This window comes from Zobellia sp. B3R18 (genome assembly GCF_018860715.1).
Classification (GTDB): Bacteria; Bacteroidota; Bacteroidia; order Flavobacteriales; family Flavobacteriaceae; genus Zobellia; species Zobellia russellii.
The window spans coordinates 494,187-508,376 of sequence record NZ_JAHKQG010000013.1 but is presented as its reverse complement, the minus strand read 5'-3'; the positions used below and the strand labels follow the sequence as shown (position 1 = coordinate 508,376).

Annotated in this window: 11 protein-coding genes; 5 read left to right on the top strand and 6 right to left on the bottom strand. The window is 38.3% G+C overall.

Going from position 1 to position 14,190, the window contains the following annotated elements:
• Positions 1-11 precede the first annotated feature (11 nt).
• Positions 12-965, bottom strand: coding sequence for a PhoH family protein (locus KO513_RS16570; RefSeq protein ID WP_215440104.1), 954 nt, complete (start codon positions 963-965; stop codon positions 12-14).
• A 290-nt stretch (positions 966-1,255) separates the two neighbouring features.
• On the opposite strand from KO513_RS16570, the gene KO513_RS16565 reads away from it, so the two are divergent.
• The 4 genes from KO513_RS16565 (at position 1,256) to dnaN (ending at position 5,894) form a co-directional block, all read left to right on the top strand.
• Positions 1,256-2,089 carry an SAM hydrolase/SAM-dependent halogenase family protein gene (locus KO513_RS16565; protein ID WP_215914355.1) on the top strand — a complete coding sequence of 278 codons (834 nt, stop codon included), beginning with the start codon at positions 1,256-1,258 and terminating at the stop codon, positions 2,087-2,089.
• 160 nt (positions 2,090-2,249) lie between these two features.
• Positions 2,250-2,981, top strand: a complete 732-nt coding sequence (gene gldF, locus KO513_RS16560; RefSeq protein WP_215914354.1) for a gliding motility-associated ABC transporter permease subunit GldF — start codon at positions 2,250-2,252, stop codon at positions 2,979-2,981.
• On the top strand, positions 2,981-4,645 hold the full coding sequence (gldG, locus tag KO513_RS16555) for a gliding motility-associated ABC transporter substrate-binding protein GldG (RefSeq protein WP_215914353.1): 1,665 nt from the start codon (positions 2,981-2,983) through the stop codon (positions 4,643-4,645). The genes gldF and gldG overlap by 1 nt, the downstream gene beginning before the upstream one ends.
• A gap of 130 nt (positions 4,646-4,775) precedes the next feature.
• Positions 4,776-5,894 (top strand): DNA polymerase III subunit beta, encoded by a 1,119-nt coding sequence (gene dnaN, locus KO513_RS16550; protein ID WP_215440097.1) that lies wholly within the window; start codon positions 4,776-4,778, stop codon positions 5,892-5,894.
• Positions 5,895-5,966: 72 nt separating this feature from the next.
• Here dnaN and KO513_RS16545 read toward each other — a convergent pair whose 3' ends face one another.
• Positions 5,967-6,332 carry a DUF4870 domain-containing protein gene (locus KO513_RS16545; protein ID WP_215440095.1) on the bottom strand — a complete coding sequence of 122 codons (366 nt, stop codon included), beginning with the start codon at positions 6,330-6,332 and terminating at the stop codon, positions 5,967-5,969.
• Between the two features lie 134 nt (positions 6,333-6,466).
• The gene (locus tag KO513_RS16540; protein WP_215914352.1) at positions 6,467-6,919 is read right to left on the bottom strand and encodes a hypothetical protein; all 453 of its coding nucleotides are present in this window, start codon (positions 6,917-6,919) and stop codon (positions 6,467-6,469) included.
• 139 nt (positions 6,920-7,058) lie between these two features.
• Between KO513_RS16540 and mnmE the strand changes: the two genes are divergently transcribed.
• Entirely contained in the window at positions 7,059-8,456 is a 1,398-nt protein-coding gene (mnmE, locus tag KO513_RS16535) for a tRNA uridine-5-carboxymethylaminomethyl(34) synthesis GTPase MnmE (RefSeq protein ID WP_215914351.1), read from the top strand.
• A gap of 118 nt (positions 8,457-8,574) precedes the next feature.
• Here mnmE and KO513_RS16530 read toward each other — a convergent pair whose 3' ends face one another.
• From KO513_RS16530 to KO513_RS16520, 3 genes are all read right to left on the bottom strand, one after another.
• Positions 8,575-10,896, bottom strand: coding sequence for a TIR domain-containing protein (locus KO513_RS16530; RefSeq protein ID WP_215914350.1), 2,322 nt, complete (start codon positions 10,894-10,896; stop codon positions 8,575-8,577).
• A gap of 344 nt (positions 10,897-11,240) precedes the next feature.
• Positions 11,241-12,767 (bottom strand): sulfatase family protein, encoded by a 1,527-nt coding sequence (locus KO513_RS16525; RefSeq protein WP_215914410.1) that lies wholly within the window; start codon positions 12,765-12,767, stop codon positions 11,241-11,243.
• A gap of 300 nt (positions 12,768-13,067) precedes the next feature.
• A complete protein-coding gene (locus KO513_RS16520; protein WP_215914349.1) occupies positions 13,068-14,189 on the bottom strand; it encodes a BspA family leucine-rich repeat surface protein in 1,122 nt (373 codons plus the stop codon).
• Between the last annotated feature and the right edge of the window lies 1 nt (position 14,190).

Here is a 14,190-nt window from a genome sequence, read left to right as displayed (position 1 = left end):
AAAAGTATTTATTAATTCTGGTGCTCAATATTCTTGTAGGCGTCAATAACCTTTTTCACAAGTCTATGGCGTATAACATCTTTATCGTCTAGATAAACAATTTCTATACCTTCAGTATTCTTTAGGATCAAAAGAGCTTCTTTTAAACCCGAAATAACCCTTCTTGGCAAATCTATCTGCCCGGGGTCTCCCGTAATCAAAAATTTAGCGTTCTTACCCATTCTGGTAAGGAACATTTTCATTTGGGCATGGGTGGTGTTCTGAGCCTCATCCAGAATTACAAAAGCATTATCCAGCGTACGTCCGCGCATAAAGGCCAAGGGCGCAATTTGAATGATGTCACTCTCTATTAAATGGGCCAATTTCTCCGATGGAATCATATCTCTTAGTCCATCGTACAACGGCTGCATGTAGGGGTCTAATTTTTCCTTTAAATCCCCTGGCAAAAATCCTAAATTCTCACCAGCCTCTACCGCAGGTCTTGTTAAAATAATACGCTTTACCTGTTTCTCTTTGAGCGCTTTAACAGCAAGAGCAACCCCGGTATAGGTTTTACCTGTACCAGCGGGACCAATAGCAAAGACCATATCATTTTTCTTGGCGGCATCTACCAGTTTACGTTGGTTAACGGTCTGTGGTTTTATCAACCTGCCATTAACACCGTGCACCAAAGTTTCCCCACTATTTTCAGGAGACTCATAGTCCGAAGAGGTATTGCTCGTAAGCACTCTTTCTATGATGTTTTCATCTAGCTTGTTGTACTTTCCAAAATGTACGGTAAGCATATCAAAACGACGCTCAAATTCCTCTAAGAGTTCTTCATCGCCATAGACTTTGATTTTACTTCCACGCGCCACTATTTTCAACTTTGGAAAATACTTTTTAAGCAGGTCTATATTTTCGTTCTGTTGCCCAAAAAATTCCCTCGGGCTTATCTCGGTAAGTTCTAATATGAGTTCGTTCAAAAAGTAGAGGTGTTAAAATGAAAGCCTGTGAACATAATATTTCGCTTGGCTGTTTTTTTGTTATAATTTTGTTTAACAAACTTAACGAAAATTTCAGTTTGCCTAACTAAAACATATCAACATTACTGTATGATAGCGAACTTAAATAATCTAATTCATTTATTTTCTAACAGCATCCTGCACACCTTTCTTCACAGGTTTAGCGTGGTCATTACGGTTTCACGCCCCATTATCGCATTGCCTCAAGTTATTCCAACTCCTATTTTTCCTGATGTAAATGAAAATTATTTATGAATCCGATTATAACGCTAACCACAGATTTTGGTCTTAAGGACTATTTTGTAGGTACCCTAAAGGGAACCATTTACAAAGAACTTAGCGATGCCCGAATTGTTGATATATCGCACAACATTAGCCCATTCAACATTCAAGAATGCGCTTATATTTTGGAGAATTCGTACAAACATTTTCCGAAAGGCACCATACATATTGTGGGTGTAGATTCCGAACCCACTCCAGAAAACCAACATATAGCCGTTCTGGTGAACGGACATTATTTCATTAGCGCCAACAACGGGGTCATTGGTTTGATTACAAGTGAAATACAGCCCGAAAAAGTGGTAGAATTAAATATTCCCAACCCCAGCCATGGTTCTTTTCCCGTCCTGGACGTTTTTGTTCAGGTAGCCTGCCATATTGCACGTGGAGGCACATTGGAAGTAGTAGGGAGGCCTTTTGACCAACTGAGAGACCTTCGTGAATTTTCGCCCACGGTTACGGACAGTGGTAATAAAATAATAGGTAGTGTCATTTACATTGATGCTTATGGAAACGTGGTGACCAATATTAGCCGGAACTTCTTTGAAGCGTACCGCAAGGGGCGGGATTTTGAAATTACCGCTCGTACTACAAAATTCACCAAACTCCATAACAAGTATAGCGACATTATTAATTTTGACTTGGATAAAAGTCAACGTAAGGGAGCAGGAGACCGTTTGGCCTTATTTAACAGCGCTAACTACATACAACTGGCTATTTACAAAAGCGATTCCAATACCGTTGGTGGCGCCTCCACCCTCTTGGGCTTAGATTTTAGGGATACCGTCACCATTACTTTTTCATAGCAATTGTAAAAAACAAGCCCTGTTGTGGCCAACAATTACCGTTTAATTTGAAATTGTTTATAAATTTGATGTTATGCTTTTTAACATAAGCTAAAAAACAACCTCAAACTTAACTCTATAGTGTTCCTAAAAAAGGAGCATTTATAATTTGAAGTCACCTATGCTTGCCATTTTTAAACGCGAAATACAATCGTTCTTTACCTCTCCCATTGGGTATTTGGTCATTGGGCTTTTCCTTACCCTTAACGGATTATTTCTTTGGGTCTTTAAAGGGCCATTTAATATTTTTGATTACGGATTTGCAGATTTAAGCAACTTCTTTCTATTGGCGCCTTGGGTCTTCCTTTTTCTGATTCCGGCCATTACCATGAAGAGTTTTTCAGAGGAGAAAAAACTGGGCACCTTAGAACTGCTTTTTATTAAACCCCTTTCTATCTGGCAGACCGTTTTAGGAAAGTTTTTCGGAACCCTTACTTTAGGGATTATAGCACTTGTGCCCACATTGCTGTATGTGCTCACGATATCCCAACTGGGTACTACCGTAGGAAATCTAGATATGGGGCTGGTGATAGGCTCCTATTTTGGCACGCTGTTTTTAATGAGTTGCTATACTGCTATAGGGCTGTTTACCTCTACGTTGTCCGAAAATCAAATTGTTGCTTTTATCATGGGATTGATACTCTGCTTTCTATTTTATTACGGATTTGAAGGTCTATCAACCATTTTTGGAAGCGGAGATACCTCGGTTGCTATAGCAAGTCTGGGCATGAAGCACCATTTTGAAAGTGTAGCAAGAGGAGTTTTGGATACTCGTGACCTAGTCTATTTTATTACGCTAACGCTTTTCTTTCTTTTTCTAACCGTTGTTCAACTTAAAAACACCAATCGGTAATGAAAAAATCCCTTACCCCTATAGCTGTAGCACTTGTTGCATTAGTTGTGATCAATGCCGCTGCCAGTTTCTTATATACTCGTTTTGATTTAACCGAAGACAGGAGATATACACTATCTGAAGAAGCAATTCATACCGTGGAGGCTTTTGAGCGCCCGGTGATCATAGATGTGCTTTTAGACGGAAACCTCCCCCCTGAATTTGTTAAACTAAAAACGGAGACGCGTCAGTTACTTGAAGAATTTGAGTCCAAAAACAACAACATAAAGTTCAGTTTTGTAAACCCGCTTGAAGACGCCGCACAGATTGATGGCACTATAACCGATTTACAGTCTCTGGGATTGACGCCCGCCCAGATTACAGTAGAAGAAAACGGCAAGACCTCCCAAGAAATAGTTTTCCCTTGGGCCATGGTCAACTACAACAACAAAACGGTAAAAGTTCCATTACTCAAAAACAAACTAGGAGCTACTACGGAAGAACGTGTGAACAATTCTGTACAACATTTGGAATACGCCTTTGCCGATGCTTTTTCCAAAATAAACATTACGGAAAAGAAACAGATTGCCGTACTAAAAGGAAACGGAGAGCTAGATGACATTTATCTAGCTGATTTCCTGACCTCTATTAAAGATTACTATAACATTGGGGCCATAACGTTAGATTCCGTGGCCACCAACCCTCAAAAAACCCTAGACCAGCTTAAAAGCTACGACCTGGCCCTGATCGCCAAACCAACAGAAGCTTTTACCGATGCCGAAAAATATGTATTGGACCAATATATAGTGAATGGCGGAAAATCCATTTGGCTCATAGACCAAGTGAATATGGAGCTAGATAGTCTTTTCAATGAAAGTGGCTCTGCCATGGCTTTGCCAAGAGATTTAAACCTGAACGACTTTTTCTTTAAATACGGGGTGCGTATCAATCCCAATTTGGTGAACGACATGTATTTTACCCAAATTGTACTTGCCTCCGGAGAAGGAAACTCCTCCGAATACAATCCTGTGCCTTGGTTTTACAATCCTATGGTTTTCTCTAAAAATGACCATCCCATAAATAATAATCTAGAGGCACTACGGTTTCAATTTGCCAATTCTATAGATACGCTGGTCAACAGCAATAAAAAGACCGTACTCTTAAGCAGTTCTCCCCTATCCAAACTAAATGGCACACCCAAACAAATTAATTTGGATGTAATAAATATGTCGCCCAAAAAGGAACTTTACAACAAAGGAAACAATCCTATGGCGGTTCTTATTTCGGGGGAATTCACATCGGCATTCAGCAATAGGGTCAAGCCCTTATCGTTAAACGGCACTTTGGAGAAAGGAAAAGAAAACCAAATGTTGGTAGTATCGGATGGAGATATTATCCGTAATCAAATACGAAATAATAGGCCTTTGGAATTGGGTTATGATAAGTGGACGAACAACTATTATGGTAACAAAGAATTTTTAATAAACGCCCTGAATTACCTTTTAGACGAAAAAGGACTTATAAACATTCGAAATAAAAAAGTTGCCGTACCCTTTTTGGATGCACAAAAGATGACAGACCAAAAAACCAAATGGCAGCTAATAAATATTGGCCTTCCCATAGGGTTGACACTTCTTTTTGGAGCTTTTTTCAACTATTTTAGAAGACGTAAATACGGGGCCTAGATGTTAATAAGTTTGTTTCGCTAAAAAATGCATTTCAAATATCTTTGTTTCATTCAGGTTTTAGAAGACTTGGTTTAAATTCGAGACATTTTAGACACTATATCCCACAAATTGAAATAACGATTCTCCTATGAAATTCATAGTATCCAGTACGTATCTCTTAAAGCAGTTACAAGTTTTAGGTGGTGTTATCAACAATAGCAACACACTACCTATTCTAGACAATTTTTTATTCGACCTAGACAACAACAAATTAACGGTCTCGGCTTCTGACCTTGAAACTACAATGAGCTCCGTACTAGATGTAGATTCGGATAACCAAGGTACCATTGCCGTTCCGGCAAGGCTTTTATTGGAAACCTTAAAGACTTTTCCTGAGCAACCGTTGACCTTTGTTGTAGAAGATAACAACACGGTAGAAATCAGCTCTAACCACGGTAAGTACGCTTTGGCGTATGCAGATGGGGCAGAATTCCCTAAAGCGGTGGAACTGGCCAACCCAAGCTCTACTACGCTACTTGGTGACATTTTAGCTACCGCTATAGACAAAACCATATTTGCGGCCGGTAACGATGATCTTAGGCCCGTAATGAGCGGTGTGTTCTTTCAATTCTCTCCGGAGAATTTAACTTTTGTTGCTACGGATGCGCATAAATTGGTGAAATACCAACGTACGGATGTTACAGCTTCACAAGTTGCCGAATTTATTATGCCTAAAAAACCTTTAACTCTTTTAAAGGGAATTCTAGCAGGCAGTGAATCTGACGTAGTAATCGAGTATAATGACAGTAATGCCAAGTTCAGTTTTGAGAACACGGAGCTTATCTGTCGTTTGATAGATGGAAAATACCCTAACTATGAAGCGGTAATCCCTAAAGAGAACCCTAATGTGCTTTCTATTGCAAGAAATCAATTCTTAAGCTCCGTAAAAAGGGTTGCTATTTTCTCCAATAAAACTACGCACCAGATACGTTTAAAAATTGCCGGTGCTGAACTTAATATTTCTGCGGAAGATATTGATTACAGTAACAAGGCCGAGGAACGCTTGACTTGTTCTTACCAAGGTGATGATATGCAAATTGGTTTTAACTCCCGTTTCTTGACCGAAATGCTGAACAACCTAAACTCGGACGATGTATCATTGGAAATGAGCTTACCGAACAGAGCAGGTATTCTTACTCCTATTGACGGACTTGATGAAGGTGAACACGTAACCATGCTTGTAATGCCGGTTATGCTGAACAGCTAAACGATATGCACCAAAATATAAAAGCCCCAAGAATTTCTTCTTGGGGCTTTTTAATTATATAGGTTTTCACTTCTATGAAATAAACGGAATGGTCATAAATGTATTCGGTTTTTCACCGTTACTGGCTCTTACCGCATTTACTATAGGCATAATAAAAGCTACAATTCCAATAAAAATCAAACTTAAGATACCAAGACCTAAAAGTAATATGGCAGGGATGCTTAAAATGGTAATTAGCAGTACGCTCAATTGAAAATTCACAATAGCTTTACCATGCTCATCCATACCCGTTACGGAATCTTTGGTCGTTAGCCACAGAATTAGCGGCACTACCAATCCGCCAAAACCTGTAATATAGGTTAAGAACTGCGATAAATGTGCAATTACCAATAATTGATTATTCTGTTCAAGTGTTTTTTGTTGATTGATGATTTCCATTTTTTGATTGTTTTAGGGGTTCTATAGATAAGACGAACAAAAACACAAAATGTTACAACTACCCGAACTTGCAAACGAAAAAATCCCGTAAGAGCGGTATCTTACGGGATTTTGAATTACTTTTTTGTATGCAATTAAAGCTTTCGCTCCAACTTGATCAGCTTTTCCCTGCTTTTGTTTATGCTCATTTTTAATTTGCTCAGCTTCTTTTCAATTTTGGCAACATCATTAGGAGAAAGTTTTCCTTTGATTTTGTCCACTTCCATTTTGTCGCTGATCTTAGAAACCTTCTTCTCGTCCTTTTCCAATCCCTTTTTTAAGGAGTTGATTTGGCCGGTCAGTTTTTCGTATTTCTTATTGGCCTTTTCAGATTTCTTTTGCGCTTTTTTTGCTGCTTTTGCTTCTTTTTCAGCAGCTTTTGCCTCTTTTTCGGCCGCTTCTATTTGCTTTCTAATTTCCTTGGCCTCACGTTCCGCTTGCTCAACCTGAGAAATTGAATCCATCTGAACCTCTCCTTCTTCCTGCGCGAATGAAAAAGTTGTAACCCCAAAAAGAATCACCACAAATGTTACTAATCGCATCTTCATAATTATATAATTTAAATAGTTAATGGAGGACGAAGGTACTTATTTTCCGTTATTCAAAAACATTCGACCCATAAATTTTTGATGTGCCGCAAAGAATTTCCATCTACTTGTTTTTGCCTATTTTTGCAAAAACTTTTTGATGATTCCTAACGATAATATTATAGCATTGGCCACCCCTTCAGGAGCTGGTGCAATTGCGGTAATCCGTATTTCCGGGGCAACCGCAATAGATACGGCCGCTGCTTTTTTTAAATCTGCCTACGGTAAGGATTTAAGAAAAAAGAAAAGCCATACCATTAGTTTAGGACACATTATAGAAGACGATAAAATACTGGACGAAGTTCTGGTCTCCGTGTTTAAAGGCCCTAATTCCTACACTGGGGAAAATGTAGTTGAAATATCCTGTCATGGCTCATCGTACATTCAGCAACAAATCATACAATTGTTCCTAAGAAATGGCTGTAGGACAGCGGATGCAGGGGAATTTACCCTGAGAGCCTTCCTTAACGGCAAGATGGATTTAAGTCAGGCCGAAGCTGTAGCGGACCTGATTGCCAGTGATAATGCCGCGAGCCACCAAATTGCGATACAACAGATGCGCGGTGGTTTTAGTAACGAAATTAAAAACCTGCGTGCCGAGCTTTTGAACTTTGCATCGCTTATAGAATTGGAACTGGATTTTTCAGAAGAGGATGTTGAATTTGCCGATCGCACTCAGTTTAACGACCTTCTTACCCGTATCCAAAAAGTTCTGAAAAACCTGATAGATTCTTTTGCGGTAGGAAACGTGATTAAAAACGGTATTCCCGTTGCTATTGTTGGAGAACCTAATGTTGGAAAATCCACCTTGCTCAATGCTTTTCTTAACGAAGAACGTGCGTTGGTTTCCGATATAGCCGGAACCACCCGTGATACCATTGAAGACGAAATTGCGATTGGCGGAATCGGTTTTCGGTTTATAGATACGGCCGGCATCCGAGAAACCCAAGATGTGGTGGAAGGCATGGGCATTAAACGGACATTTGAAAAGATTGAACAGGCCCAAGTAATTTTGCTTTTAGTAGATGGTTCTAAAATTCTGGCCGATGAGGAAAAACTGAAAAACATCACCATCGACTTTGAAAAAATAAAAAACCAGAATCCGCTAAAACCACTTCTCTTATTGGTCAATAAAGCCGATACGCTTTCCGAGAGCGATAAACAAAAAATAGCCCAGCACTTAGATTCCGTTAATTACTTATCCGCCAAAACAGGTGAAGGTGTTGAAGAGCTCAAAAACCGACTGTTGGAATTTGTAAATACCGGAGCGTTGCGCAACAATGAAACCATAGTGACCAACACGCGCCACTATAATTCCTTGCTTAAAGCATTGGAAGAAATTGAAAAAGTACAATTTGGCATGGAGGAAGAACTTTCTAGCGACCTAATGGCCATTGATGTACGTGAGGCTCTTTATCACTTAGGAGAAATCACAGGGCAGGTAACTAATGATGAGCTGTTGGGTAACATTTTTGCTAACTTTTGTATCGGGAAGTAATAAGGTCAAACAACATCCGATCAACATCTTATTAAACTCTAATTATCAGTTAATTATAATAATGGAGTGTCACTAAAATAAGATTGGCTCGTAATAACCTTAGCACTCGACTCCCGAGCTATAGCTGGACATCTTTTATAGCCCGAACTCGAAATTTCCGATGTGTTCCTGAGCTGTTATAGTGATATGAGGCATTACCATCGCTGAATTTTACAAGACGCGCTTGATGCTTATCAAAAGGCGTAGCGCTCCAATACAACTCAGCTACAAATTTACCCTTGTTGTCTGCACCCTGCCCAATAGTTTTATAAAGGAGACGTAATTCACCTAGCTCGGGTAACCGCCAGCCTTCACCTAATTGTTCGTGAATATTCATGGCATCTTTCCATGCCATTGGACCTTTATCTTCCAAATATGCTATTTTTCCGGTGTTACTGGATGGGTCAATCGCAAAAATTACACCCTCGTTATGCATATCCCCGACACCTAGTTTTAACGTGCCCCCTGCGCGATTTTCCTTTTTATTTATAGTTCCCGCACCAGCGTCAGAAACTACTTTTACCTCCTTATTTTTAACAAGTGAAGAGGGCTCTTTTTCGGAATTTTCTATTTCTAAGTTAGCAGCTTTGCGATTCTCTTGGTTACTTTCCGGAGAAACACTGGCATCAGAAACTTCTTTTACTTCCTCAACTTCCGATAGTGTATAGGATTGTTTTTCAGAGCCTCCAACAAATAGGTACGTTAATACTCCAAAAACAACCACAGCTGCAATTAAAAACTCAGAACGGATTTTTCTCTTTTTGTTTGCACCTATGTTCTTTATAGTTTTTTGAAAGAACTGATTAATTGCCGCAATACTTTTGCTAGCAAAGCCTTTTGCCGCAAAGAAATAACTTTTAGTTACGCTCTTTAGCACAGCAAACTTTTTATACAGTTTCTTATCCCATTCCGCCTCTCGTGAGCTTTTTACTATTGCATCCCATTTCTTCTCCCCTACAGCCAACCAAACCTTTAATTTTTTATTGCTCGTTCTCTCTTCTTGAACATTTTGAGGCTCAGCCTTCAACTTTTTATTGAAAAAATGAATAGACTTTGCGAAGAGTATAGTAGCTGCTTTTTTAAGTGCAATAAACTTTTCATGTAGTTTTTTATCCCACTCCAACTCTCGCAAGGTTTTAACTATTGTATCCCATTTTTTGTCCTCTACAGCCAACTGGGTTTCGGGCTCTTCATTAAGACCCGTTTCTTCTCTAAATACCTCTACAACTTCAACCTTGTTCTTGCTATCAAACCGGTAATTATATTTTGCCAGATCTGATTTTCTTGTAACAGTTTGGTCTACCAGGACCGCTTCCTCTTGTTTTTTTGGTCGTTGTATCTCTTTTAGAGGCGCTATTACTTCACGCTCACTTTTTTCTAAGGCCGCTACTTGAGTTTTCAACTCTTTAGTAACAAACCTTTCCTCTTTGACCACACTTAAGGCCGGGGCCTCTTTTTCATTATTAAAGCGATAGTTATATTTTGCAAGTCCACTTCCTATTAAAACTCTTTTTGGAGCATTTACTGCTTCTTCATGTCTTTTTTTCCGCGCAGCCTCTTTTAGCGCATTTAATACTTGCTCTCGTCTTTTTGCTTCTATTTCTATTCGAGCCTTTTCTAATTCACTTTCCTGAATTTCTTCTTGAACTATTTTTTTGGCCTGAATCTCTTTTTCAATTCTACTCTGGTTTTCCGCTTTCTGCCTTAACCATTTCTCTTTTCTAAGCTGTTCTTTTACTTCAGCTTCCTCATGAAGTCTATTCTCGCTTTCTACTTTTCTTTTAGCTTCAACCTCTTTTGTAAAAGCGCTCTCTATATTGGCTTTATTGTCATCAACTATTTCCTCACCAAAATCAATTGCCATCTGACCTTCTCCTCCCAAATTCAGCATGCCCTGTTGGTCTGTACTTACAGTAGCAATACTTTTTTTAATGGATGAGCTAAGCAAGCCCATAAGGAAATAGACAACCTGCGTAAAAACCTTATCCGTTGGGTTCCATTCCCCTATTGAAATAGCTTCTTTGCGAAAAATCTGTACTTCTCCAAAATTAAAATTGCAATGACCAAAAGTAAATTCGTTCTTCCACGAACAATCATCTAGAAGTATGGGGATTAGTTTGGCCTCACCCTTTTTATATCGGTCTATAATAATTCTAAATTCATCGTTTTCAACAAATTCAGAATTCATAAACGCATTACTCAAAAGAAGCAGAAATACATCCGTATGGTTCAATCGCTCTACATCTATAGGTTCCCATTGCTGCTTATCATCAATGTCATCATTACTCCATATAGCGGTGTGGTAGTCTTTTTCTATAGATTGTAAATGGCGTAAAAGATTCTCTAGCTCCCCTTTATCTTGGCCAGTACAAATTGCAAAGATATTTTTTGTCAAATTCATTTTAAAAAGGAGTGATTGTAAGTAAAATCTTTATAATAAATTAAGTTTAAATCTACTTCTAGCTTTAATTTGAGAAATTACGTATTTAGCGGCTAAAATTAGGGATAAATATTGTCTAAACCGTACTATCAATAAATTATTTCGGTTTTGAAAAATTACGTAAAGTATCACATAACCAACCCTTTTCCGGAAATTTTAAAATTATCCAGGGCAATTAAGAGCTAACGCTTGAATTAGAAAATGACAGAAAGTTAAAAAGCTGAACAATCAAATGATTGTTCAGCTTTAAAAGACTTAAGTATGGGGCATTTAAAATATATAACCACCTACTTGTTTAATTCAAACTAGTTCCAATTTTCATTAACCACCTTTTCTATTTCAGGGTATTGAGAATCGTCTTCTTTTACCTCTTTTCTTAAAGTTTTGAGTCGGTCTTTTAAATCAGAAATAATTGAAGCATAGTTTTCATCATCATATCTATTATCCATTTCTTCCGGGTCATTTTTAAGATCATAGAATTCCCAGGCTACCGGAGTAACAAAATCGGACATAGATTCAGGGTTATGAGCCCATTCCTGCTTATTTGTATTCCTTTGCATATAATCTCTACCGTAAAAAAAGATAAGTTTATAGTCTTTGGTGCGTATTCCAAAGTGTGCTGGATTATTATGCTTATGGGCCATGTGCATCCAATACCTGTAATAGGTGTCTTGCTTCCACCATTCTGGTTCTTTACCTGTTTCAAGAATAGATTTAAAACTGGACCCTTGCATATAATCAGGAACTTTACCTCCGGCCATTTCAATCATAGTAGGCGCAAAATCGGTATTATTGACCATAGCATCCGTACGAGATCCCGCCTTTATTGTTTTAGGGTAACGAACCAAGAATGGCATACGTTGAGACTCTTCATACATCCACCTCTTATCAATATAATCATGTTCGCCAAGCATAAAACCTTGATCGCCCGTATAAATAATAATGGTGTTATCCATAATTCCTTCTGCCTCTAGGTAATCAAAAATTCGTTTCACATTATCATCCACACCTTTTACGCATCGTAAGTAACGTTTTAAATACTCTTGGTATGCTAATTTCTTATACTCCGGATCAGGAATACTTGGGTCTATCTTCATATGCATTCCCATATTTCTAATGACATTTCTATGCCCTATAGAGGAGCCAATAGTATCTGTAAGGGAATTGTTCTCCCCTCTTGTAGCTACAGATCCGTTATTACCATTATACCACATACTGGATGGTTCCGGAATTTCCACATCTTCCAAATACCCCTCATATCTAGGCGCATATTTAAAAAAATCATGAGGAGCTTTAAAATGATGCATTAAAAAGAATGGCTTGGATTTGTCCCTTTTGTTTTTTAACCATTCCAAGGAGATGTCTGTAATAACATCTGATGAATGTCCTTCATAGGTTGTGGCATTCACCTCTCTTACCAAATCCTCTTCAAAACGAATTTCTTTCTTTTCTCCGCCTTCCCTGCTATAAAGTGTTGGGTTATGGTAATCTCCTTGACCCGGTAATACATTATAGTAATCAAAAGCTTCTGGGGCATGTTTTAAATGCCATTTTCCTATCATTGCGGTTTCATAGCCCTGTTTTTTAATCTCTATAGGCAGGTATTGGTTTTCCGGACTTAATTTACCGCTTAAGTCCACTACCCCATTTACTTGCCCAAACTGACCGGTAAGAATACTGGCCCTAGAGGGCGTACAAATTGAATTGGTACAAAAGGCATTTTCCAATAATACCCCTTCTTTTGCCAAGCGATCAATTGTTGGTGTTGGATTTAAACGTGCCAGTCTTTTACCATATGCCCCAATTGCCTGGGAAGTATGGTCATCGGACATTATGTAAAGTATGTTTGGCCGTTCTACTTTTCCTTTCGTTTTGGTTTGACAATAGGAAAGCGTTACGGTAAAAAACAGGAAATAAATTAGTGGATTTTTAAATGCTTTGTGTTTCAAGGTTCTCGGTTTTGGTTAAAAATGTAATTTACTAAAAACTACCAAAACTTAAATAAAAAAGTAGCCCTTATACAACAAGAAAAACATCTCTATCTTAGAAAACTAATTCATTCATTTGTACCATAAAAAATGTCCCCACAAAATAACAATGTGGGGACATCTATACCTTATAATTAGTTTGATTTATCCTCCAAAACAAGTTCCCGCCGTTGGTAGCTGACTCTCTACCAATGAACTACCATACCAAAATGAGTTGCACTCCGTAACATTGTCCGTAGCCCATCCAGATAAGTTTTGACTAAATAATAAAGCGTCGTTAAACATATTCTTCATATTGGTCACTTTACTCACATCCCATTCAGATATATCTTGATTAAAAACATCCGCGTTGAAAAACATACTTTCCATATCCGTTACGTTACTTACGTTCCAAGCACTTATATCACTATTGAAAACATCTGCACTATAGAACATAAAATACATATCTGCAACCTGACTTACATTCCAAGAAGAAATATCTTGATTGAAAGCTTTACTCTTGAGGAACATGGATTTCATACTGGTCACATTACTTACATCCCATGTAGAAATGTCTTGATTAAAATTATTTGCTTCGTAAAACATGTAGCCCATATCCGTAACATGGCTTACATCCCAATCCTTAAGTTCGCTATTAAAATACGTAGCGTTGGCGAACATGGCATACATATCCGTAACTTTGGAGAAATCCGGCACATCTGTAGCATTGAATATTACATTTTCGCAATTATTGAATGCACGGTTCATACTCTCCCATTTAATTGCCCCCCAATTTTCCACGGTTCGTAATTTTTTGGCGTTCAATTTCCAGTCACTATGCTGATAAATTGCAGGGAAATCTCCCGTTATTTGTATTGTATATACTCCCGGTATGGCATATTCATGTCGAGCATTCTCACTCAATCCTGTTTCTATTGTTCCATCGCCCCAATTAACCGTATAATTATATGGTGTACTCACGTCTGGATTAGTTCTAATCAAGATATCATCCGTTTCATATGCGGTTTCCCAAGTAGTTATAAAGGCATTTTCATCGTAAGGGTCATCTTGAGGACCTTCTATTATCTCTTCCTCCTCTTCTACAACCTCCTCTTCTTCCTCTAAATTCTCTTCTTCTGTATTTTCTTCATTTGTTGGGTTTTCAGAAATAGTTTCTTCGTCTATAACCTGCATGTCTTCAGTAACACTGTCCGAGCTACAAGAAATGGCAAAAATGAGTACGAATAGACCAAGTGTAATTCTTTTAAAAACGTTCAGATGGGACATA